Here is a 21,999-nt window from a genome sequence, read left to right as displayed (position 1 = left end):
CATTTTTATAATAATTAATTTTTAATCTGTCCAAGTTTTTGGGTGCAGTCTAAAAAGAGGCTTAGTTTTTATCTTTCTAATTGACCAACTTTTTCCCAAGAAGGATCAATATTTAATTTTACTGCAATGTAAACATCTTCACCTTTTTGATTGAAAACTGTTCCTTCAGACATTTCTGCTTGAATTTGTTTAGGTGTTAATCTAAACATTGCTCCCGTAGCAGGATCAATAATAAAACCAATTAAACCTCCGAAAAAGGCATTTCCAATGTACCATGCATTGAATTTTTTAGTGATTTCAATTTCAAATGGTTTATATCCATCTAAAACAATCTTTACATTATGATTTTTTTTGCGTTCTAACTTCTTTTCTATTGGTGTTTTTCCAATTTCAATTTCATCAATGTAAACTGTCGCTTCAGAAGGAGTACTTGCAAAACTAATTTTCTGTTTAGAGCCAGAAATAATGGTTGCGCAACTTGTTAAAGATAATAATCCTGTTGTGAATAAGGCAATTGATAATTTTTTCATGTATAATTTTAATATAGTGTAATAGTAAAATATTATTTAAAAATATTTTGTTAAAATTTGCACAAAAATAGACTGAAATATAGATTAAATAAATTTTACTTATAGCATATTGTCTTTTTATAAATTTTTCAATTTTTCATTGATTTCTGGTTTATAAATTTCTAAAAATCGTTCATCATAAATATCGTGATCTTTGTAACCTTTATTGATTAAATCTAAACTTTTGTTATAATTTGTTTTAGCTGAATCTTTTTGATTGATTAGTCGATACGTTTCTGCCTTATAGTAATATGCTTCTGCTATATTTTTATCCAAATTGATTGTTTTATTGTAAAATTCTAAAGCTTTTGAATAATTTTTTCGATCAGCTTCTATTTTTCCACGATAAGTATACATTCTTGGATAAATATTATCTGGATTTTTTTCAGACGAAATAAATTTATCATAATAAACAACTGCCGAATCATAATTACCTAATCCTTGATAAGACAAACCCATTAAATAATAAATATTTTCTCCTCAAGGATATTCTACAATTTTGGACAGCTTATCTAATCGATGAAAATCTTTTAAAGAGTTTTCATAATCTTTCAAACGTGTTTGCTTTATCCAACCAGAATAACCTAAATAATCTCTAGGATTCATCTCTATAACTTTTTTCAAGCGACGCATTCCTTCTTCATTTTCTCCTCTTTTGTTATAGGCGACAGATGATTCCCACAGAATTTTTTCATTTTTAGGATTTGTTTTGATCAAATGATCTAACATATAAACTGAATAATAATCTCCTTGAGGACCGGCAGCTATTTTAAATTTTGTTTCAGTTGAAGAAAAAAATGCTTGATAAATTAATAAAATACAAATACAAAAAATAGGAATCACAATCAATAATTTCAAAGTTCCCCAAATAATTCGCCACGGTTTTGACTTAAAAAATATCTTCAACTTTTCCATTCTTTAATTTTATTTGAATTTGATAATATGAATCTTTATTTTTACCATTCCAATCCTTTAATTGTTGAATAATAGAAACAATTCTCTTTTGCAAATCAGTAGAAATTTCAACTTTTTTATAATCTTGATCCACCGTCTTAATTCTGAAATAACCAATTTCGTTTTTACAATTAATCACAAATCTGACATTTATATTTCCAGAAAAAATAGGGAAATTTAATTGATTGATAGGTTCCGAAATAACTTTACGAATTCCATATCTTTCAGTTTTATAGCCAAAACCATCATTATAATATTCATAAATAGTAGATGAACATGGTTCGAAAGAAGTGCCTTGATCGATAATTTCTTTTTTATCAATTCTTCCAACTTTAGTTTTGAAAGAAAAGTAAAGTATTGAAGCGAGAATTATCACTGCAACAATAGTTAAATAGACAAAATAATTGATGTATTTCATTCTGTCTAAGATAGATAAATTTTTGTATAAAAAAACTCAATTCATCGAATTGAGTTTTTGTTTTTATTTAAAATATTGTTCAGCTTCTAATACACTTTCTGGTCGACCAACGTCTATTAAAATTCCACCAGAATGGTCAAAACCAATAATAGATTCGGTTTGCATTAAATCCATATAGACTTTCATGATAGAAAATTTACCTTTCTCTGTAATTTTATCAAATAGAGTAGGAGAAATAACATGAATTCCGCTAAAAGCCAAATCTTTGCAATTGTCTAAAGAATCCAAAGCTTTTATTTCTTCTTCGGTTTTTAGATTTCGCCAACCTTTCAACTCATTTTTATCGTTAAAAAATAGTTTTCGAGACGAATCTCTGTCCGAAACAGCTAAAGAAACAATTGCGTTATTTTCTTGATGCGATTTTATAAAATCAGTAAGATTAAGATCAGTCAAAATATCTACATTCATCACCAAAAAATCTTCGGTAAAATGATGTTTTGCTTTCATCAAACCGCCTCCAGTTTCAAGAACTTGATCCGTTTCATCAGAAATAGAAATTTCTATTCCAAAATAATTATTTTCTTCTAAAAATTCAATAATTTGATCTGCAAAATGATGCACATTAATCACAATTTCATCAATTCCAAAAGATTTCAAATATTCGATATTTCGTTGCAAAAGAGGTTTTTCATTTACAACGGCTAAAGCTTTGGGATGATTGTCAGTAAATGGTTTTAAACGAGTCCCAAGACCCGCTGCAAAAATCATTGCTTTCATATTAGTACGCCTCGTTTATCCAGTTTTTTTCTTCTTGCACAACATGATGTAAAGTAACTTGTGCTTCAGGAAATTTTTCGTTAATGTATTTTGCTGTCGCATCTGCCGAATAAACCGAACGATGTTGCCCGCCAGTACAGCCGAAATTGATTTCTAAATTCTCGAAATCACGATTCAAATAATCTTCAATCGAAATATCAATAACCTTGAAAACTCCTTCAAGAAAAACGGCAATTTTTGTTTCCGTTTCTAAGTATTTTTTTACCGCTTCGTCGCGCCCTGTTTGTGTTTTATATTCTTGGATTCGCCCTGGATTTAAAACTCCACGACAATCAAAAACAAATCCGCCACCGTTTCCAGTTGGATCTGTTGGAATTCCTTTTTTGTACGAAAAACTACGAACGTTGATATTTAATTTAGCCATTTATTTTTTGATTTATGCGTTCTAACGTTTCTGGTAGAACAAGTATTTTTATGATATGTTTTAATTCTGAGTAATTTTGTAAAATAGGATAATCAAGAATTAATTCTAAATTTTTTAATCCAAAAGAAATACTTTCCAAAAAGTGTTTTTTTCGTTCAATAATTCCTCTAAAACCATACGCTCCCAAAACTTGTAAAAGTCGTGCTACAACGCAATATTCATAAGATTGACGAAAATCTATTGGTACTAAAGTTGATATTTGTTTGGTTAATTCTTGGTAATAAAACTCGTACAATTCTTTTTTGAAATTAAACGGTAAATTAGCTTTTGCTTGCCAAATTAATGAAACCAAATCGTAAACAACTGGTCCGTGTAATCCACCTTGATAATCGATAAAATAAGGATTTTCGTCTTTTATCATAATATTCCTTGATTGAAAATCACGAAAAACAAATCCTTGAGGCGAAAGTTTATCAAACTGAGAGGCAAAACGATCAAAATCTTTGATTAATTTACCTGCATTGTATGGAATTTCTAAAACATCAAGAAAGTAAAAATTAAACTGAAATAAATCTCTTAAAATTAATGTTTTATCTAATTTTGGATAAGAAAAAGTATGATCGTAATCAATTGTTTTATCTCCTTTAATTTGTGCAATTGCTAATTTTTCTATTGTTTTGAAATAATAAGATTTTGCACTTTCAAAATCCTCTAACACTTTATTCATCAAGGTTACATCGCCCAAATCAGTTTGTATATAAGTTGTAAAATCATCCGAAATAGAAATAATTTCGGGTAGATTATCAATTACTTTTTTTAAATCTGATGTAAATTGAATGAAAACTTTATTTTCTTCAATATTGGTACTTTCCGCCAAAATATACGATTTATTTTGATCGAAAAATCGCGAATAAACACGTACAGAACCACCGCCCGAAAGTTGTTGTAAACTATCAATAGCTTGTTGTGTAAAGTTTTCTTGTAAAAATTTTGATGTAGTATCGTTCATCATGATATTTTGCGAAAGTTACGCATATCACGAAAAATTAAAAAATATTTGTTTGATGTAACTTTTTTAAAATTGTTGCATCTATTAATAAAAGCAAATATGAAAAAAATAGCACTTATTATCGCAATGATTTCTTTACAATCGTGTATTTCTGTTCGTGTAAATGCAGATGTAGACTCAAATAGTTTTTACAAAAAAGCTGATAATCCGAATATAAATGCGCAAGGAACTTTCTTTGAAAATGGAGTAAATGATTCGAAATGGTCAAATTCTAATGGTTCTAATTGGACAAAAGCAAAATTTGATGATGCTTCTGTAACAAGTTTTGTAAAATTTGAAACAACAAAAAAAGTTTCGGTTAACTTTCATTCTAACATAAAATTAGAAGGAAATATTCGTTTTGAAATTATTGATGAAGCTAAAAATGTTTTGTTTTCGAGAGATTTAACGAAAGATAAAGAAGAAAATTTTAGTGTTGATTTTCCGAATGCAGGAAATTATCAAATTCGTTGGATTTCTAAGAATGCAACAGGAAGTTATTTCTTGGAATGGAAACAAGATTAAAAAAACTGATAAAATTTAGCAAATTATTAATAGTTATTTTTCTAAATCTGAATTAAATTTAGACTGAATTAAAAGTAACATGATATGTCATTAATTGAAGATTTAAAATGGCGATATGCCACAAAAAAATATGATCCAACTTTAATTGTTGAAGAAGAGGACGTTAAGAAAATTGTTGAAGCTGCACGTTTAGCACCAACTTCGTCTGGTTTGCAACAATTTAGAATTTTAGTCATTAAGAACAAAGAATTACAAAATAAAATTGTTCCTATTGCTTATGATCAGCAAATTGTAGCAGATTGTTCGCATTTATTAGTTTTTGTTGCGTGGGATCGTTATACGGAAGATAGAATTGATACAATTTATGATTTCACAACCGATGAGCGCGAATTACCAAGAGGTAGAATGGGCTCATATACAGACAGATTGAAAGGAATGTACTTGCCTCAATCTTCTGAAGAAAATTTTGCTCATACAGCTCGTCAAGCGTATATTGGTTTAGGTTTGGCATTGGCACAAGCAGCAGAATTGAAAATTGATAGTACACCAATGGAAGGTTTTGATAGTGCTGAATTGGATGATTTATTGGACTTGAATGTTGGTGGAATGCGAAGTGTTTTGATGTTGCCTTTGGGTTATCGCGATCAAGAAGATTGGTTGGCTCCGATGAAAAAGGTGAGAAATCCGATGAAAGATTTTATGACAAAATTATATGAATAACAAAAAAGGATTGAGTTTTTCTCAATCCTTTTTTTTATTATATTTTAAACAAATGCACTAAAACCTGTGATTGATCGTCCAACAATTAAAGAATTTATTTCTTTTGTCCCTTCATAACTATAAATAGCTTCTGAATCGGCAACAAATCGTGCGACATCATGTTCCAATAAAATACCATTTCCACCCATTACTTCACGCGCTCTCGAAACTACATCACGTGTTCTCATTGTACAAAAAACTTTGGCTAATGAAGCATGTTCGTCTTTTAAAATTCCTTCATCTTGCATTTCTGATAAACGGAAAACTAAGGTTTGCATGGCTGTTAAATTAGATAACATTTCTACTAAATGTCCTTGTATCATTTGGAAAGATGCAATTGGTCTACCAAATTGTTCGCGAGTTTGTGTATATGCCAAGGCGCTTTCGTAGGCACCACGTGCACAACCTGTCGCCATCCATGCTACACCAGCACGTGTCATACGTAAAACATTTGCTGTATCCTTGAAAGAATTAGCGTTTTGTAAACGATTTTCTTCCGTAATCAAACAATCTTTCAGTGTAATTAAACCATTTTGAACAATACGTAAAGCCATTTTTCCTTTTATTTTTTCAACAGAAAAGCCTGGGTTATCTTTTTCTACAATAAATCCTTTTACTTCTCCATCGTCCAAATTTCTTGCCCAAATAATCACTAAATCTGCAAAAGTTGCATTACCAATCCATTTTTTTTGACCATTCAAAATCCAGCCTTCAGTTGTTTTTTTACAAGTTGTTGTCAAACCTCCAGCAGCGCCAGAACCAACTTCGGGCTCTGTTAATCCAAAAGCTCCAATTTTTTCAAATTTTTGCATTTGTGGTAACCATTTTTCTTTTTGTTCTTCAGAACCACACATATAGATAGAACCCATTGATAGACCAGATTGTACGCCGAAAAATGTTGCAATAGAGGCATCAATACGAGCCATTTCCATCGCCAAAACACCTTCCATAATAAAAGGTAAATTAGGACAACCATAACCTTCATAGGTTACTCCGCAAATATTAAGTTCTTTAAATTTTGGAATTAATTCGAATGGAAATTGATCGCGAAGCCAATAATCATTCACAATTGGTTTCACTTCTTTTTCCATAAACGCACGAATTTTTAATTGTAATTCGCGTTGCTCGGGAGTTAAAGTGTGAAAAACATCATAAAAATCGCCATCGATAGGAGGAAGCTCTTTTTTCTTTTTATTAGGATTGAGCATTTTCATCATTCCTTGAAGTTGTTTGTCATCAAGTTTAGAAAAATTCTCCATCAAAAGAGGTAAGTCTACTTTTTGAGAAATTTTGTTTAATTGTTCTAAATCAACTGATTTTAGAAGATGTAATATATTTTTTAAATTAGAAAATGCTCCAGACATAATTTTGTGTTTTTAGATACAAAATCAATCAAAGAGCATTCCTAAAATATTATATTGTACAGAAAATTAAGCGTTTATTAGCTTTATTTTTAAATTATCAAGCATTGTTGTTGTCATTTTATCGATGTCAAATTTTGGTTGATAACCCCAATCTGCTTTTGCTACAGAGTCATCAATTGATGATGGCCATGAATCTGCAATAGCTTGACGAAAATCTGGTTCATAATTTAATTTAAAATCTGGAATATGTTTCTTGATTTCTGCTGCTAAATCTTCTGGAGCAAAACTTAAACCTCCTAAATTGTAAGATTTGAATTCACCTAATTTTTCGATATCCGAAGTCATTAGTTGTACAATTGCATTTATTGCATCATCCATATATAACATTGGTAAATAAGTTCCCTCTTTTAGGAAAGAAGTGTATTTTCCATCTTCTATTGCTTTGTAATAAATATCAACAGCATAATCTGTAGTTCCACCACCAGCAGGAGTTTTCCAAGAAATTAAACCAGGAAAACGTACCGAACGTACATCAACTCCGTGTTTTTCTTTGTACCATTTGCACCAATATTCTCCAGCTAATTTTGATATTCCGTAAACTGTAGAAGGCGTTTGTATAGTGTTTTGTGGAGTATTTTCTTTTGGTGTGTCTTGTCCAAAAACACCTATAGAAGATGGCCAAAATATTTTATCAATCACTTTATCTTTCGCTAACTCAAGAAAAGTAAGTAAAGGATCCATGTTTAATTTCCAACCAAACATTGGATTTTTTTCTGCCGTACCAGAAAGTAAAGCGGCTAAATGATAAACAGTTTTGATGTTATGTTTTGCAATAACTTCTTTTATTTTCTCTGTATCCATTACATCAATTACTTCGTAAATACCATCGTAATCAACATCTTTTGGGTCGCGTATGTCAGAAATAATTACATTATTTTTTCCATAAATTGTTTTTAATTTTTCGGCTAATTCAGAACCAATTTGTCCTAAAGCACCAGTGATCAAAATCGTTTCGGTTTCCATTCTAAAAGTTACTTTTGTTTGTTTACATCAAAGGTAAAATAATCTGTTAAATTTCTAAACTTATTTTAGTAGATTTGTAACAAACGTTGTGATAATAACGACAAATTGTATCAATAATACTTAGTACAATCATGAAAAAACAATTATTTGTTGCCGCTTTTGCATGTACTTCTATGTTAGCAATGGCGCAGGAAGCATATCAGGCTTTAAATCCAGATTTTATGGATAAATCTGTTCGTCCACAAGACGATTTGTATAATTATGTAAATGGTAATTGGATGAAGATTACCGAAATTCCTTCGGACAGAGCAAGATGGGGAAGTTTTGATGAACTACGTGAAAATACAGATAAAGTAACATTTCAATTAGTAAAAGACTTAATCAAAACAAAGCACGCGAAAGGAACAAGTGAGCAAAAAATTGCTGATTTATATGATGCGTATATGAATGTTGATGCACGTAATAAAACAGGTTTAGCTCCAATTCAAAAATATTTCAAGCAGATTGATGCAATAAAGGATATGAAAGGTCTACAAGATTATTTGATCGATGTAGCTTCTATCGGAGAGAATCCTTTTTACGGTGCTTATGTATACACAGATCTTAAGAATAGTAAACAAAATGCTGTTTATTTAGGAGATATAGATTTGACTTTAGGTAAAACATATTACCAAAAAGAAGATGCTAAAAATACAGAAACTTTAGCTAATCTTAATAAGTTTATTGATCAATTGATGCCTTACACAGGTTCTAAAACAAGAGATCTTAAAGGTCCTAAGATTGTAGAATTTGAAAAAATGATGGCGAAATACATCAAAACAGTAGAAGAAGATCGTGATCCAAATAAATCGTACAATCCAGTAAAATTATCTGAAGTTAAGAAGTTAACTAAGAATATTGATATTGAGCGTTATGTGAAATCATTAGGAATTAATCCTGAAACTGTAATTATTGGTGAATTAGATTATTACAAAAATTTAGATAAAATTTTAAATCAAGAAAATCTACCATTAATTAAAGATTATTTAAGATTTAAATTAATCAATTCTTATGCAAGTTATTCTACAGCAGATTTAGATAAAATTAATTTCGAATTTTACGGAAAAACTTTATCTGGTCAAAAAGAACAACGTCCATTAGAAAAAAGAGGTTTAGCATTTGTAAATGGTTCTACAGGCGAGTTATTAGGACAAATTTATGTGAAAGATAATTTTCCACCAGAAGCAAAAGCAAAAGCAGAAGAATTAATCAGTTATTTATTCAAATCTTTTGACAAGCACATCAAAGAATTAGATTGGATGTCTGCTGAAACAAAAACAAAAGCATTAGAAAAATTAAACAAATTTACAGTTAAGATTGGTTACCCAGATAAATGGAAAGATTATTCAGGTTTACAAGTAAAATCTTTAGCAGAAGGAGGTACATTAATTGACGATGTAATGGCTATTAGCAAATGGCGACAAGCAGAAAACCTGAAAGATTTTGGAAAACCAGTAGACAAAACACGTTGGGGTATGTCACCACAAACGGTAAATGCATATTTTAATCCAACAAATAACGAAATCGTTTTCCCAGCAGCAATTTTACAACCACCTTTTTATGATTATAGAGCAGATGCAGCTGTAAACTTTGGAGGAATTGGAGCAGTTATTGGTCACGAAATTTCGCACGGATTTGATGATTCTGGAGCAAAATTTGACGGAGATGGTAACTTAGTAAACTGGTGGACACCACAAGATGAGCAAAAATTTGCAGCAGCTACAGGTGCATTAGCAAAACAATATGATGGTTATGAGCCTGTAAAAGGAACTCATGTAAACGGTACATTTACTTCAGGAGAAAACATCGGAGATTTAGGTGGAGCATCTGTTGCTTTTGATGCCTTACAAATGTATCTTAAAGACAAAGGAACTTACGCAAATATTGATGGTTATACACCACAACAACGTTTCTTCTTGTCTTGGGCAACAATTTGGAGAACTAAAGCAACAGAAGAAGCATTAGTAAATCAAGTAAAAACTGATCCACACTCTCCAGGATATTACCGTTCTTTTGGACCAATCGTTAATATCGATGCATTCCACGACGCATTTAAAACAAAACCTGGAGATAAATTATACAAAGCACCAAAAGATCGTATAAGAATTTGGTAAGATGCTAGGTAAAATAATCACTTGGTTTAAAAATAGAAAAAGAGTTATTAGTATGACAACAATTGAAGCAATAAACAATGCTAACGTAACATTGATAGATGTTCGTGAGCCTTATGAATTAGAGACAGAAGGATTTGTACCTAACGCGATTAATATTCCGTTAGGAGACGTTCCGACTCGTGTAGAAGAAATAAAAGCAATGGCTAAACCAGTAGTAGTTTTTTGTAGAAGTGGTAACCGTTCTGGTTCTGCTGCGCAATTTTTACAAGGAAATGGATTAGATGAAGTTTTTAATGGAGGAGGTTTCCAAGATGTTTTAGATGTTTTAGAAAAATAAATCATTGTAATAATTCAAAATTTTTAAAAAAAATCGATAAATATTTATTTATCGATTTTTTTTGTATTTAATTGAAAATAAAGAATATATTTACTTTTAAGTGGTTTTATTTAGGAATAATTTCTAAAATATTAAAAAATAATTGAAAATAATGAGTGACCAATTAGGTATTGGTGTGTCTTAATAATGTAAGCAGTTAAAATGTCAAAGGATAATTTAGAAAATATTGAAGATGACATTTTGGTGTATAAGATTGTCGAAACGAAAAATCAACACTTGTTTGCTATATTATACGATAGGTATGCAGATATAATATACAACAAATGTCTAAGTTTTGTAGAAGATAAAGAAGAAGCGCAAGATATGACGCACGATATATTTATAAAGTTATTTGTTAAACTTAAAACATATCAGTCAAAATCTAAATTTTCAACATGGCTTTTTTCTTTTACATACAATTTTTGCGTCAATCATGTACAACGAAAATTGAAAGAGGAGAGGAGAAATTATTCTGTGACGGATAATTTGATTGATAATTATAATGAAGAAATAATTGATGATAAAGAGATATTTGAATTAAAAATAGAAAAACTAAACCAATCATTGAAAGAATTAGAAGTTGAAGATAAATCAATTTTATTAATGAAATATCAAGATGAATTTTCGATTAAAGAAATTTCAGAATCTTTGGAGATTGGAGAAAGCGCAACAAAAATGAGATTAAACAGAGCCAAAAGTCGTTTACTTAAAATTTATAATGCATCGTAATATGGAAAATCCTTTTAAGACTATTATAGCCAGCGAAAAACTTCCAGAAAAGATGAAACAAAAAGTAATGGATGATATCGCTTTAATAAAATTATCGTTAGAAGTAGCAGATTTAGTTTCTGTAAAATATCCAAGTACTATCGGAAGTTTTTTTGGATTTGGAAACAAATCAACAAAAGAGCAAAATAATAAAAAAGATAAAGAAGAATAACTAAATATATATATAGATGAATATAGGTTTAAATTTTAGTTTATTAGAAAGTTTGTATCAAGAATTAATCGTCATTTTTCCTAAAATAATAGGAGGAATCGTATTTATCATTCTTTCATACTTAATTTTGAAATTGATTGTATTCATTACAAAATATGTATTGAAGTTATCTAAAATAGAAAATTTAAAGAAAGTTTTAAATAACAGTGATGCGTTAAAAAATACATCGGTGGAAATTGATCCAGCCAAAATAATTGTACAATTCGTAAAATGCTTTGTCATTTTATTAATCATAATTATCGGATCAGATATTTTTGGATTATCAGTAGTGTCTGTTCAAATAGGTCGAATAATCGATTATCTACCTCAATTGTTTAGTGCTGTCTTGATTTTTGCAGGAGGATTTTATTTGGCAAATTACATCAAAACTATTGTTAGAGGATTAATCAAATCGATTGACTCAAATGGAGCAAATATTATTGGAAATGCGATTTTTTATATCATATTGATTTTTACAGCTATCACAGCCCTAAACCAAGCTGGTGTAAATACAGATTTGATTACAAGTAATTTATCGCTTATACTAGGATCAATATTTTTAACCTTAGCAATAGCGTTCGGATTAGGATCTAAAGATATTATTTACCGATTATTATTATCATTTTATACCAATAGAAATTTTGAAATTGGACAACGTGTTATAATAGATGAGACTGTTGAGGGCGTAATTATTTCGATAAATAATATATGTATGATAATAAGATCGGGAGACGAAAAAATTGTATACCCAATAAAAGTAATAACAAACAAAAAAATTCGAATTATAGCGGATTAACCTAAATAACCTAAACTAAAGCCAATTGATTACTAACCAACCTAATTAGTACATTAAAAATCAAGCCGACTTTTAACCTACCAACCAAACCGTGAAAGCCTTGCTTTTACAACCAAACCAAAACCTAGATTTAATAGACGATAAAACCTATAATATCACTTTCTATTATCTATTAAATCAAACTAAACCAAACCAATTGTAAAAGTGATCGAACCAACCAAATCGATCACTTTTTTATTTTATGATTTATATATTATAAATCATAAAATAATTGTACATTTGCATTTCATTACATAATAATTATTAAACCAATATTGGCATGTACTTAACATCAGAAGTAAAAAGCGAATTATTCGCAAAACACGGTAAATCAGCAAAAGATACAGGATCAGCTGAAGGACAAATCGCATTATTCACATTTCGTATCAACCATTTAACTGGTCACTTAAGAAAGAATATTCACGATTATAACACAGAAAGATCTTTGGTTATGTTAGTAGGTAAGCGTAAAGCTTTATTAAACTACTTAAAGAAAACAGATATTACAAGATATCGTGCGATTATCGCTGAGTTAGGATTACGTAAGTAATTAAACTTTATAATAAAAAGGGCAATTGTGTTAAAATTGCCTTTTTTTTTGTTAGAAATCGAAATAAGATAACTACATTTATAAAAATCCAATTAAAGCAAACGGCTTTAATTTTAGACGAATTAAATACTAAGAAGACGAATGATTCCACAGGCGATCACAGAAAAAATAACTCTTGCAGACGGAAGAGAAATTACAATAGAAACAGGGAAATTAGCAAAACAAGCTGACGGATCTGTAGTTGTACGCATGGGTGATACCATGTTATTAGCTACAGTTGTAGCAAATAAAAATGCTAATCCAGGTGTAGACTTTTTACCATTAACGGTAGATTATAGAGAAAAGTTTTACGCAGGTGGACGCATCCCAGGAAACTTTTTTAGAAGAGAAGCAAGACCATCGGACGATGAAATTTTAACAATGCGTCTAGTAGACCGTGTTTTACGTCCAATGTTCCCAGAAGATTTTCATGCAGAGGTTCAAGTGATGATTTCTCTTATTTCTTATGATAAAGAAGTAATGCCAGAAGCATTAGCTGGTTTAGCAGCATCTGCAGCCATTGCAATTACAGATATTCCTTTCACATTAATTTCAGAAGCTCGCGTAATTCGTTTAGATGGTGAGTTGATGATTAATCCTTCATTAGAGCAATTAAAAAGAGCTGATATAGACATCATGGTTGGTGCATCTAAAGACTCTGTTGTAATGGTAGAAGGAGAAATGAGTGAAATTTCTGAGCGTGAAATGTTAGATGCAATTGAATTTGCTCATGCAGAAATTAAAAAACAAATTGAAGCACAGGAACGTTTAGCTGAAAAAGTAGGAAAATCTTTCCCAAAACGTGAATACAATCACGAAACACATGACGAAGAAATTCGCGAAAAAGTGTGGGCTTTTGGATATGATAAATATTACGATATCGCTAAAACACCATCAGATAAAACAGTAAGAGGAGATAAATTTGACGAAGTTATCGAAGAATTTTTAGCTCAATATGCTGAAGACGAAGAAGAGTTAGCTCGTGTTACACCTTTTGCGAAACATTATTTTCATGATGTTCAAAAAGAAGCTGTTCGTCAGTTAATCTTAAACGAAAAAATTCGTTTAGATGGTCGTGATCCTAAAACGATTCGCCCAATTTGGACAGAAGTTGATTATTTACCTTCAACACACGGTTCTGCAGTATTTACACGTGGAGAAACTCAAGCATTAGCTACAGTAACTTTAGGATCTTCTAAAGATGCAAATATGGTAGATGGTGTTGTAACAAATTTTGATGAAAAATTCTTTTTACACTATAATTTTCCTCCATTCTCAACAGGTGAAGCTCGTCCATTAAGAGGAACTTCTCGTCGTGAAGTTGGTCACGGAAACTTAGCACAACGTGCTTTAGCTCAAATATTACCAGACGATTGTCCTTACACAGTACGTATCGTTTCTGAAGTATTAGAATCTAACGGTTCTTCTTCTATGGCAACTGTTTGTGCAGGTACATTAGCTTTGATGGATGCAGGTTTACAAATTAAAAAACCAGTTTCGGGTATTGCAATGGGATTAATTACAGATACTAAATCTGGAAAATTCACTGTATTATCTGATATCTTAGGAGATGAAGATCACTTAGGAGATATGGATTTTAAAGTAACAGGTACTGCTGACGGTATCACTGCTTGTCAAATGGACATTAAAGTACAAGGTTTATCTATGGAAATCATGGAAACTGCCTTATTACAAGCAAAAGATGGACGTTTACATATCTTAGGTAAAATAACGGATACATTGGCTGAGCCTCGTCAACAATTGAAACCAAATGCACCGAAAGTTGTTGTTATAGAAATTCCGAAGGAATTTATTGGAGCAATTATCGGACCTGGTGGAAAAGTGATTCAAGAAATGCAAAAAGAAACTGAAACTGTAATTGCTATTACAGAAGAAGAAAACTTTGGACGTGTAGAAATCAATGGTGTGATTCAAGAAAATATCGATCGTGTTATCGAAAGAATTAAACAAATTGCTTTTGTACCAGAAGTTGATGGAGTTTATAACGCAGTTGTTAAATCAATCAAACCATTTGGTGCTTTCGTAGAAATTTCTAAAGGAGTAGAAGGTTTAGTTCATATTTCTGAAATTGAACACAAACGTTTAGAGAAAGTAGAAGATGCATTAAATGTTGGTGATAAAATTGACGTTAAATTCTTAGGTTACGATGATAAAAAGAAAATGAAATTATCTCGTAAAGCTTTATTGCCAAAACCAGAAAGAACAGAAAGACCAATTAAACCTGCAGGAAATAGAGAAGAAAAATCTCAAGATAATACAGAAGCTTAATTAGTTTTTAAGATAATAAATAATAAAGTCCGAGAATTTTCTCGGACTTTATTGTTTTATGCAAAAGCATCAAATAATTCTTTTTGACTCTGATATTGCGCAATCGGCATATCGTATAACCACGAATATTTCTCTTCTTTTCGTTCTACATAATGCACAAACGAAATATCATTTTCCACAATATGTATATTATCACTTGGCGTTACCACCAACAACTGCAAATTCAACTGTTTGCACAAACGCAATAAATAACGTGCTTTATCCTCATCTTGCGCCTTAAAAGCCTCGTCAATCGCAATAAAACGAAAACCATTATGTTTCTGATTATTGGTTAAGTTAAATTGATAAGCAATCGCTGCACCTAAAATAGTGTAGGTTAATTGGGCTTTTTCTCCACCAGAAAGTGCGCCCATATGTTCATGTGTTTTCTCTTTCTCATTGGTGTCACGACGAAACTCTTCGGCTTTATAATTAAACCAATAACGTACATCCATCACCTTATTTCGCCAATCTTCTTTGCTTAATTTCTTAATTAAAGGCGCTATATTTTCATTAAAATGATCACGTTTTTCTTCAAATAATAACAAAGATTCATTACCAATAGAAATCGCACGATTTAGCAAATTCTTAAATTCTAAAATTTCTTGATTGTGCAATTTAGAACCAACTAATTGTATATAAGTGGTGTATTCTTTTGTGTTATAATCAATTTCAGAAAGAGATTCGTTAAGAGAACTAATATTTTCTAGAATATCGTCTGACCAATTTTCAAAAAACATTCTGAAATCACCAATTTTATTAATAATTGTTTCTTGTAAATATGCTTCAAATTTAGTTTCAAAACGTGGAAGATTTTCGTCGCTTAATTTGAGATAAAAATCTTGATATTCAGAAATTAATTCGATATGAATAGAGTCGGGAAGTGTAGAAACGTCCGAACGCCAATCTTTATATTTCGTGATAATTTCTTCTTTAGGATTTTTAAATTCATTAATTTTTTGCTTGATTTTATCTTCTGTTAAACGTTTAGAATATTCTAAACTTTTGATTTGAGTTTCTAATTCTTTTTGAAACTCAGTTTGTTTTAATTTTATTGAATAATAATCAACATGCAATAAATCGGGATGAATAGTTTCAAATTGCTCAATTTCAATATTTTTATTTTGAGAAATTAAATCTTCATTTCGTTTTATTTCGTTTTTAATTTGTTGTAATAGAGTTTCTAATTTGAAAATTTCACGATTTTTATCGTTTATTTCTTTTTGAGAAAGTTCTTTTAATTCGGTTTTAATTCGATTCAATTCGTTTTGTAAATCCTCTGTTGAATCATTTTCCGAAGAAATAATTTCGATGAAACGTTGTTTATTTTCAAGATCTGTAACAAATGAAGAATCATCAATTAATTCAAATTTTTCAAAACTATTTTGAAGATTAAAAATAGCTTCATTTTGTTTCTGTTGCTCAGAAATTCGAATTTTTATTTGTTCTATTTGTAGTTCAGATTCTTCAGCTTGCTTTTTCAAAAGTTTTATATCATCATAAAAAACCTTTATTTTTTGCGTATTTTCCCAACCTAAAATGTAATTTTCTTTCTTCGAAAATTGGACACGATTATCTTTTACTAAATTTCCATTTTGGTAAATAATGAAACCATTTTGAAGTAAACAATTTTGGTTTTCAATAATTTTCTCAACGCAAATCAAATCAAATTTCTGTTCAATAATATCTTTAATCCATTTAGAGTAAATACTTTCTGTTTTTAAATCTAATTGATGAACGAAATGATTTTCATTTGTTTCTATTTTTAATCCATCCAAAGAAGTAAACCCTTTGTAGGTTAAAATTGTAGAAATTGCATCGTAATTATTTTCGGTCAGATAATTTTTTACTTTCTCAGTATATTTTTCAGGAACAATAATTTGATGCGCAAATTGATGTAAAATCTTTTCTATTGCTGGTTGAAAAGTTTGGTTGTTTGTCTTTATTAATTCGGCTACAAATGGAATTTCATCTTTTGAAGAATGACAAATTTGAACAATTTCATCTCGAATTGTTGCAATATTTCCAGTAATATTATTTTTATTTTTAGCTAAAAAATCAAGTGTTTTTTCAATTTCTTTTTGTTCTGAAATTATTTTTTCAAGTCGATTTTTTTCGTTTCTTAATTCGTCGTTCAATTTATCAATTTCTTGATTTATATGCTCTTTTAAAAGTAAAGAATCACTTTTGTTTTGATTAAAAAGTACTAAATCTGGATTTTCGGATAAATTGAATAAACGACAAATAATGTTATAATTAGTTCGTTTTTCTTGTTGATTTTGAATATTTTTTTCAAGTTGGTTGATTTCATTTTTCAGTTGTTCAACTTGATTCCCGATTTGATCTGATTTAATTTGAACAGTCAAATTTGTTTCTTGATCTTTCAGCTTGGTTTCCTTTTCATGCAAAAGATTTAATTCTTGGTGCAATAAATCAAACTGATTAGTTGTCCTAATCAATTCATTATTTGCCAATTCTAACCCCTTTTTTGCAAACCAGAAAACGGATGTTTCTTTAGAATGATAAAGTGTTTTGAGTTGAGTTGTATAATCTGCTATTTTTACAGAAAAATCATTAATTGGTTCAAGATATTTTAGCTGATCTTTTACTTTTTCAATGTTCACTTTAGCTTCCATCAAGGTATTAAAGCTATCTTTTAGAGCAAGAAATTCTGATTCAGCATCTAATTCTTCGAGCATATTTGTACGAATAAATTCATCTAAATCTTCTAAAACTTTGACACCAACAACTTGATTAAACAACGAAAGAGCTTTCTTAGAACGCATTCCGAAAAGATCTGCCAAACGATCCGCATAAGCAATCGGACCATCCATAAATTCGATTTTCTTTTTGGTTGTATTCGAATTATATCTTTTATCTAATGTTTTTTTCCAATTTCCTTTTTGATCAAAATGCTGAAAATCTCGTTCAATATTTAAAGGAAGATGTGCAATTCCGAACGAACGTTTTAACTCATCATTCGAATACCAACGAACTTGAAAAACGGTAATTGACTTCTCTTCTGCATTTTGAAAATTCGCTAATAGTATAGAAAAACAATTTTTATCGCGAAGTGATTTTGTTAATGTTCCTAAATCTCCATCACGCTGAATTGTTGCATAATTTCCCAAAACATAGGTTTCCTCTGTTCGATCTCCCTTTTTTTCTACACCCGAAGATTGATTATAAAAACGGTCTTTTTTTGCTGGGACTAATAAGGTTAAAAGCGCATCAATAAATGTACTTTTTCCAGAAGCATTTGCTCCAGTTAATAACGAATTATTTCCTTTTGGTTCAATTTTAAAAATACGATCGTTGAAAGTTCCCCAATTGTAAACTTCCATATATTGCAGGCGATAACCCGGTTTGTTGGTTAATGTACTAAAGAGATTCAACATAATTTTCTAATTTATTTTTAAATTCCTGCAATTGATCTAATGAGATTTTTTCTTTAATAATTCGATGAATTTGGTATTTTACATCAAAATCATCACGAGAAATTTCGCGTAAATAACCCAATTCTACAATTCTACGAATATTGATTTCTAGATCTTTCATCAATTTAACTTTGTTATATGTTTCTGGAAGAAAAAGTTCAATTTCATCTTTTATTTCTTGAAAAGAAATGAATTTTTCATTCACATCAAATTGATTCGGATTTTGATCAAATTCTTCTAAAGTCTGACGAAGAACCACAATAATAATTGAAGCTTCGAAACCTATTTTTCGTTTAGAAACAATACCTAAAGTGTTTCCTTCACTGTCTTCTAACTCTTTTAAATAGGCAAAACCATCATCTTTTTTTACAACCAATTCTAAACCAATAATCGTCAAATAATCTTGTATTTCTACTTGATAATTGAGTACATCATTCCAAAGAGACATTGAGCTTTCGATAGGTTGTCGCAATAGTTTTACAACTGCTTTTGAATAAGGTTTTATATGTTGTTCTAAATTTTTCATTTTTCGAATTGAATTGTTTGAATTTCAATTGTTTTTTTTAGTTTTTTATTGAATACAATCTCTTCTTTTTTATCAGAATTAGATGTTGTGTTGTATTCATTTGCAATAGCGATATAGGTAAATAATTCGGGTAAACCTTTTTGCAAACCACCAGTTTTATGGATGATTTCAGATAATGTAATCTCTTCATGACTTTCTAAAAGATCATTTATTTTTTGTTTGATTACATTCTTATCAATAGCGTATTTACTAAATATTTTTTCTAAATGCTCTGATGTTGTTAAATCTGATTCTGCTAATTTTGGTGTTGCAGAATAGTTGATTTCAGGTGTTTGTTCTAAAGTTAGTTTTCTGTCAAAAGGAAGATTAATCTGAATAAAATCATCCACTTCTAATGAAATATCAGGTGAAGTTTTGTGTTTACTAATGGCAATCAATGATTTCTTAATATCCTGAATTGTTTTTTTTGTAGCTTTTGTATTAGAAACTTGCGTTTCTCGGATAATCTTACTCAATTTTTCAGCCATTTTATCATTGGCTTTGTATACTTTTTGACCTGCGGAATGCAATTGTTTTTTCATTCCTTTTAAAAACAAATCATCTAAGAAAATCTCTTTATGATCTAAAGTTGCATAAAGTTCTTGTGTTAGTTTTTCCCAATCTTTTTGAAGATTTGGATTTAATAAAAAATTCCAAAAAGCATAAAAACTTTTACCTTGCGAACTTTCTTTTAGTCCATCTAAAGAGTTAAACGTAAAGTCTAAAATCTCACTTTTACTAAGATTTCCTTCGGTATGTTTTTGGTAAATTTCTTTCGTAATTTGTTTAAAATTATCTTCAACTTCTTTAAAATCTGAAAGTAATTCTTTCGCAGCAAGTGTAATTTGATTAACGCGTGGAACAATTTCATAATCTTCGTAAACTTTTAGGCTTTCACCAAGTTTTAGATGTGTAATTTCTTGTTCTAAATCTATTTTTTTTTGCTCTAAAATAGCTAAACGTTGCTCTTTATTATCATTAGAATATTCGACCAATTCTTTTAATTGTGTAACAATTGTTTTAAATTTTGATTCGGTTCCGACATATTCGGTTTTTTCTAAACTATTTAGCCAATCTAATGTTTTATTTGTATGTGAAGAAATCTCATAGAAAATTTCACCATTTTCTGTTTGAAAGTTGGTTAAAAAACCTCTATTTGTCCAATTCTGAATATATTTTTTTGATTTTAATTCATATGAATCAAATGTATTAATTTCGGCTTCATCATCTTGATCGATTTGGCGAAATTCTAGATAATCAGCCAATCGAGAATGAATAATTTCCGAGGAAAGAATGGTTTGTTTTTCAGAAAATTGTTCTGCTAAAAACAGAATAATAAGTTCACGATTTCTCAATTTTAAGATTTCTACGCTTGGAGAACGCTGTAAAATAGAATCGATTTTTGAACCGTCTAACATATAAATGATTAAAAATTAGATTGATGCGATTTTGCAGTTAAAATGCAAGTTGGAGCGTCAATTTAGGCTTTTTTAATCGGTTATTAAATGATTGTAGATGTTAAAAAATGAAAAGTTTTTTGGCTTATTTTATTGAATTTTAATTCCGAGATGTAAAACTAATCCTTCTAAATTATCTTTCGAAAAAATAGCTCCTTTTAGTTGATTTTCGTTTGGATTGATATTGAAATTATAAGACGTTTTTAAATTGGCTTGTCTTAAATTTGTTTGATCAAAAATAGCATTAGAAAAGTCGCAATTAGCAAAATAGGAATTGCTTAAATCAGCATAAGAAAAATCAACATTGTGCAAAGTTGTATTGCTGAATTTTGTTTTCTTGAGCGGAAGTTGATACAAAGAAGAATCGTTTAAAATACAAGTATCAAACGAGATGTTTAGAGCAAATGTATTGCATGTTTCGAGATTGAAACCAATCATTTTAGAGTCTTTAAATAGAACTTTCTGAAAGCTTGTATCATTAAGTTTAACCAAACTCAAATTACATTCGATAAACTCGCAATCAATAAATTTTAGATGACTTAAATCTATTGCATTAAAATTACATTGCAAAAATTTACAATTTTCGTAATCACCGTATAGAGTTTTATTTTCTGTAAAATCTATTTGGTAAAACTCCTCTTCAAAATAATAATTTGATTCCATAAAAAAACGTATTCGTTCCAAATTTAGAAAGAATACGTTTTAAATTTACTAAAATATATGGTTAATAAATAAAATCTTTATTAGATATGCCTTTATTAATGATGTATTTTTCGATTTTCATCTCGGTTTTTGTATTAGTTGGGTCTACATGAATCATTTTAAATGATAAAGTATAACCATCTAAATTTCTGTAATCTTCGTAATAAAAAGTTGAAAAATTATTTTCATTATTTTGAATTACAGTTTCAGATTTTACTTTATAATATGTTTTTTTATCAAAATATATATATTCTACAGTTCCATTTTTGTTTTTACCTTTTAATTTGTAGGTATTGTTTTGGTCATTTATAAATTCAAATGTCCAAATTGATGGATCTGCGTAAGCTAATTCATTTGTAATATATTTTCTGTTCTTTTTATCTGAATTTTCTTCATCATTCATTGCAGATTTATTTCCTCCTTTATTTTCGAAACCTTTTGTTCCGTCAAAACGATAGCTATAAACAACATTTCCATTTGCCTGAACTTCTAAAGCGCCTTTATTGGGAGCCATTTCTCTTGTAATATATAAAATAGGTTCGTCTCCCATTTTCATTTCGGAATAAAGAGTCTTCATTTTTAGAAGTTTTTCTTTGCCACCAATAGCTTCTATTGATTTATTGATAATTTCTAAAGATTTGGTATCACTTTGTCCAAATACAGATGAAAGTATTAGAATAAAAAAAATTGTAAAAAGGTTTTTCATATTAGTTTTAA

The 21,999-nt window shown here is 29.6% G+C and carries 23 protein-coding genes; 9 read left to right on the top strand and 14 right to left on the bottom strand.

Annotation, left to right across the window (positions count from 1 at the left end):
• Positions 1-68 precede the first annotated feature (68 nt).
• The 7 genes from RSC72_RS12900 to RSC72_RS12870 all read right to left on the bottom strand — a co-directional run bounded on the left by RSC72_RS12900 (position 69) and on the right by RSC72_RS12870 (position 4,151).
• A complete protein-coding gene (locus RSC72_RS12900) occupies positions 69-530 on the bottom strand; it encodes a PEGA domain-containing protein (RefSeq protein WP_332578530.1) in 462 nt (153 codons plus the stop codon).
• Between the two features lie 117 nt (positions 531-647).
• Positions 648-1,028, bottom strand: a complete 381-nt coding sequence (locus tag RSC72_RS12895) for a tetratricopeptide repeat protein (RefSeq protein ID WP_332578529.1) — start codon at positions 1,026-1,028, stop codon at positions 648-650.
• A gap of 21 nt (positions 1,029-1,049) precedes the next feature.
• Complete coding sequence (locus tag RSC72_RS12890; protein ID WP_332546886.1) at positions 1,050-1,484, bottom strand: hypothetical protein; 435 nt, start codon at positions 1,482-1,484, stop codon at positions 1,050-1,052.
• Positions 1,459-1,941 carry a hypothetical protein gene (locus RSC72_RS12885; RefSeq protein ID WP_332546888.1) on the bottom strand — a complete coding sequence of 161 codons (483 nt, stop codon included), beginning with the start codon at positions 1,939-1,941 and terminating at the stop codon, positions 1,459-1,461. Before RSC72_RS12885 ends, RSC72_RS12890 begins: the two co-directional genes overlap by 26 nt.
• A gap of 63 nt (positions 1,942-2,004) precedes the next feature.
• On the bottom strand, positions 2,005-2,718 hold the full coding sequence (locus RSC72_RS12880; RefSeq protein WP_332546889.1) for a nucleotidyltransferase family protein: 714 nt from the start codon (positions 2,716-2,718) through the stop codon (positions 2,005-2,007).
• 1 nt (position 2,719) lies between these two features.
• Complete coding sequence (locus RSC72_RS12875; RefSeq protein ID WP_332546892.1) at positions 2,720-3,142, bottom strand: RapZ C-terminal domain-containing protein; 423 nt, start codon at positions 3,140-3,142, stop codon at positions 2,720-2,722.
• Complete coding sequence (locus RSC72_RS12870; RefSeq protein ID WP_332546894.1) at positions 3,135-4,151, bottom strand: aminoglycoside phosphotransferase family protein; 1,017 nt, start codon at positions 4,149-4,151, stop codon at positions 3,135-3,137. The genes RSC72_RS12875 and RSC72_RS12870 overlap by 8 nt, the downstream gene beginning before the upstream one ends.
• Before the next feature lie 99 nt (positions 4,152-4,250).
• Between RSC72_RS12870 and RSC72_RS12865 the strand changes: the two genes are divergently transcribed.
• Both RSC72_RS12865 and RSC72_RS12860 read left to right on the top strand, forming a co-directional pair.
• Positions 4,251-4,715 (top strand): hypothetical protein, encoded by a 465-nt coding sequence (locus RSC72_RS12865; RefSeq protein WP_332546896.1) that lies wholly within the window; start codon positions 4,251-4,253, stop codon positions 4,713-4,715.
• A gap of 84 nt (positions 4,716-4,799) precedes the next feature.
• Complete coding sequence (locus RSC72_RS12860; RefSeq protein ID WP_332546898.1) at positions 4,800-5,435, top strand: NAD(P)H-dependent oxidoreductase; 636 nt, start codon at positions 4,800-4,802, stop codon at positions 5,433-5,435.
• Positions 5,436-5,479: 44 nt separating this feature from the next.
• On the opposite strand, the gene RSC72_RS12855 is transcribed toward RSC72_RS12860, so the two are convergent.
• Together RSC72_RS12855 and RSC72_RS12850 are read right to left on the bottom strand one after the other, a co-directional pair.
• Complete coding sequence (locus RSC72_RS12855) at positions 5,480-6,838, bottom strand: acyl-CoA dehydrogenase family protein (RefSeq protein WP_332566070.1); 1,359 nt, start codon at positions 6,836-6,838, stop codon at positions 5,480-5,482.
• Positions 6,839-6,904: 66 nt separating this feature from the next.
• Positions 6,905-7,861, bottom strand: coding sequence for an NAD-dependent epimerase/dehydratase family protein (locus RSC72_RS12850; RefSeq protein WP_332546493.1), 957 nt, complete (start codon positions 7,859-7,861; stop codon positions 6,905-6,907).
• 131 nt (positions 7,862-7,992) lie between these two features.
• Here RSC72_RS12850 and RSC72_RS12845 point away from each other — a divergent pair, with 131 nt between their 5' ends.
• The 7 genes from RSC72_RS12845 to RSC72_RS12815 all read left to right on the top strand — a co-directional run bounded on the left by RSC72_RS12845 (position 7,993) and on the right by RSC72_RS12815 (position 15,082).
• Positions 7,993-10,014, top strand: a complete 2,022-nt coding sequence (locus RSC72_RS12845) for a M13 family metallopeptidase (protein ID WP_332546495.1) — start codon at positions 7,993-7,995, stop codon at positions 10,012-10,014.
• Position 10,015: 1 nt separating this feature from the next.
• Positions 10,016-10,351, top strand: a complete 336-nt coding sequence (locus RSC72_RS12840) for a rhodanese-like domain-containing protein (RefSeq protein WP_442879145.1) — start codon at positions 10,016-10,018, stop codon at positions 10,349-10,351.
• A gap of 201 nt (positions 10,352-10,552) precedes the next feature.
• Entirely contained in the window at positions 10,553-11,119 is a 567-nt protein-coding gene (locus RSC72_RS12835; protein ID WP_332546496.1) for an RNA polymerase sigma factor, read from the top strand.
• A 1-nt stretch (position 11,120) separates the two neighbouring features.
• Entirely contained in the window at positions 11,121-11,330 is a 210-nt protein-coding gene (locus tag RSC72_RS12830; RefSeq protein ID WP_332546497.1) for a hypothetical protein, read from the top strand.
• A gap of 16 nt (positions 11,331-11,346) precedes the next feature.
• Positions 11,347-12,165, top strand: coding sequence for a mechanosensitive ion channel family protein (locus RSC72_RS12825; protein WP_332546498.1), 819 nt, complete (start codon positions 11,347-11,349; stop codon positions 12,163-12,165).
• A gap of 319 nt (positions 12,166-12,484) precedes the next feature.
• Complete coding sequence (gene rpsO / locus RSC72_RS12820) at positions 12,485-12,754, top strand: 30S ribosomal protein S15 (protein WP_332546499.1); 270 nt, start codon at positions 12,485-12,487, stop codon at positions 12,752-12,754.
• Between the two features lie 141 nt (positions 12,755-12,895).
• Positions 12,896-15,082 (top strand): polyribonucleotide nucleotidyltransferase, encoded by a 2,187-nt coding sequence (locus RSC72_RS12815; RefSeq protein WP_332546500.1) that lies wholly within the window; start codon positions 12,896-12,898, stop codon positions 15,080-15,082.
• 56 nt (positions 15,083-15,138) lie between these two features.
• Here RSC72_RS12815 and RSC72_RS12810 read toward each other — a convergent pair whose 3' ends face one another.
• The 5 genes from RSC72_RS12810 to RSC72_RS12790 form a co-directional block, all read right to left on the bottom strand.
• Entirely contained in the window at positions 15,139-18,519 is a 3,381-nt protein-coding gene (locus RSC72_RS12810) for an ATP-binding protein (protein ID WP_332566069.1), read from the bottom strand.
• Positions 18,503-19,084: a DUF4194 domain-containing protein gene (locus RSC72_RS12805; RefSeq protein WP_332566068.1), complete on the bottom strand. Its 582-nt coding sequence runs from the start codon at positions 19,082-19,084 to the stop codon at positions 18,503-18,505. The genes RSC72_RS12810 and RSC72_RS12805 overlap by 17 nt, the downstream gene beginning before the upstream one ends.
• Positions 19,081-20,541 carry a DUF3375 domain-containing protein gene (locus tag RSC72_RS12800; protein ID WP_332566067.1) on the bottom strand — a complete coding sequence of 487 codons (1,461 nt, stop codon included), beginning with the start codon at positions 20,539-20,541 and terminating at the stop codon, positions 19,081-19,083. Before RSC72_RS12800 ends, RSC72_RS12805 begins: the two co-directional genes overlap by 4 nt.
• 129 nt (positions 20,542-20,670) lie before the next feature.
• Positions 20,671-21,243 (bottom strand): pentapeptide repeat-containing protein, encoded by a 573-nt coding sequence (locus tag RSC72_RS12795; protein ID WP_332566066.1) that lies wholly within the window; start codon positions 21,241-21,243, stop codon positions 20,671-20,673.
• A 61-nt stretch (positions 21,244-21,304) separates the two neighbouring features.
• Positions 21,305-21,988, bottom strand: a complete 684-nt coding sequence (locus tag RSC72_RS12790) for a hypothetical protein (RefSeq protein WP_332545555.1) — start codon at positions 21,986-21,988, stop codon at positions 21,305-21,307.
• Between the last annotated feature and the right edge of the window lie 11 nt (positions 21,989-21,999).

The sequence above is a fragment of the Algoriella sp. genome, from assembly GCF_036647415.1.
In the GTDB taxonomy this organism is placed as follows: Bacteria; Bacteroidota; Bacteroidia; order Flavobacteriales; family Weeksellaceae; genus Empedobacter.
Note: the sequence above shows the minus strand (reverse complement) of the source record. Positions and strands in the feature narration are given on the sequence as shown.

Bases quoted from the DNA above. Each gene is read 5' to 3' on its own strand.
- RSC72_RS12900 (WP_332578530.1), bottom strand. From the start codon at position 530: ATGAAAAAATTATCAATTGCCTTATTCACAACAGGATTATTATCTTTA.
- RSC72_RS12895 (WP_332578529.1), bottom strand. From the start codon at position 1,028: ATGGGTTTGTCTTATCAAGGATTAGGTAATTATGATTCGGCAGTTGTT.
- RSC72_RS12890 (WP_332546886.1), bottom strand. From the start codon at position 1,484: ATGGAAAAGTTGAAGATATTTTTTAAGTCAAAACCGTGGCGAATTATT.
- RSC72_RS12885 (WP_332546888.1), bottom strand. From the start codon at position 1,941: ATGAAATACATCAATTATTTTGTCTATTTAACTATTGTTGCAGTGATA.
- RSC72_RS12880 (WP_332546889.1), bottom strand. From the start codon at position 2,718: ATGAAAGCAATGATTTTTGCAGCGGGTCTTGGGACTCGTTTAAAACCA.
- RSC72_RS12875 (WP_332546892.1), bottom strand. From the start codon at position 3,142: ATGGCTAAATTAAATATCAACGTTCGTAGTTTTTCGTACAAAAAAGGA.
- RSC72_RS12870 (WP_332546894.1), bottom strand. From the start codon at position 4,151: ATGAACGATACTACATCAAAATTTTTACAAGAAAACTTTACACAACAA.
- RSC72_RS12865 (WP_332546896.1), top strand. From the start codon at position 4,251: ATGAAAAAAATAGCACTTATTATCGCAATGATTTCTTTACAATCGTGT.
- RSC72_RS12860 (WP_332546898.1), top strand. From the start codon at position 4,800: ATGTCATTAATTGAAGATTTAAAATGGCGATATGCCACAAAAAAATAT.
- RSC72_RS12855 (WP_332566070.1), bottom strand. From the start codon at position 6,838: ATGTCTGGAGCATTTTCTAATTTAAAAAATATATTACATCTTCTAAAA.
- RSC72_RS12850 (WP_332546493.1), bottom strand. From the start codon at position 7,861: ATGGAAACCGAAACGATTTTGATCACTGGTGCTTTAGGACAAATTGGT.
- RSC72_RS12845 (WP_332546495.1), top strand. From the start codon at position 7,993: ATGAAAAAACAATTATTTGTTGCCGCTTTTGCATGTACTTCTATGTTA.
- RSC72_RS12840 (WP_442879145.1), top strand. From the start codon at position 10,016: ATGCTAGGTAAAATAATCACTTGGTTTAAAAATAGAAAAAGAGTTATT.
- RSC72_RS12835 (WP_332546496.1), top strand. From the start codon at position 10,553: ATGTCAAAGGATAATTTAGAAAATATTGAAGATGACATTTTGGTGTAT.
- RSC72_RS12830 (WP_332546497.1), top strand. From the start codon at position 11,121: ATGGAAAATCCTTTTAAGACTATTATAGCCAGCGAAAAACTTCCAGAA.
- RSC72_RS12825 (WP_332546498.1), top strand. From the start codon at position 11,347: ATGAATATAGGTTTAAATTTTAGTTTATTAGAAAGTTTGTATCAAGAA.
- rpsO (WP_332546499.1), top strand. From the start codon at position 12,485: ATGTACTTAACATCAGAAGTAAAAAGCGAATTATTCGCAAAACACGGT.
- RSC72_RS12815 (WP_332546500.1), top strand. From the start codon at position 12,896: ATGATTCCACAGGCGATCACAGAAAAAATAACTCTTGCAGACGGAAGA.
- RSC72_RS12810 (WP_332566069.1), bottom strand. From the start codon at position 18,519: ATGTTGAATCTCTTTAGTACATTAACCAACAAACCGGGTTATCGCCTG.
- RSC72_RS12805 (WP_332566068.1), bottom strand. From the start codon at position 19,084: ATGAAAAATTTAGAACAACATATAAAACCTTATTCAAAAGCAGTTGTA.
- RSC72_RS12800 (WP_332566067.1), bottom strand. From the start codon at position 20,541: ATGTTAGACGGTTCAAAAATCGATTCTATTTTACAGCGTTCTCCAAGC.
- RSC72_RS12795 (WP_332566066.1), bottom strand. From the start codon at position 21,243: ATGGAATCAAATTATTATTTTGAAGAGGAGTTTTACCAAATAGATTTT.
- RSC72_RS12790 (WP_332545555.1), bottom strand. From the start codon at position 21,988: ATGAAAAACCTTTTTACAATTTTTTTTATTCTAATACTTTCATCTGTA.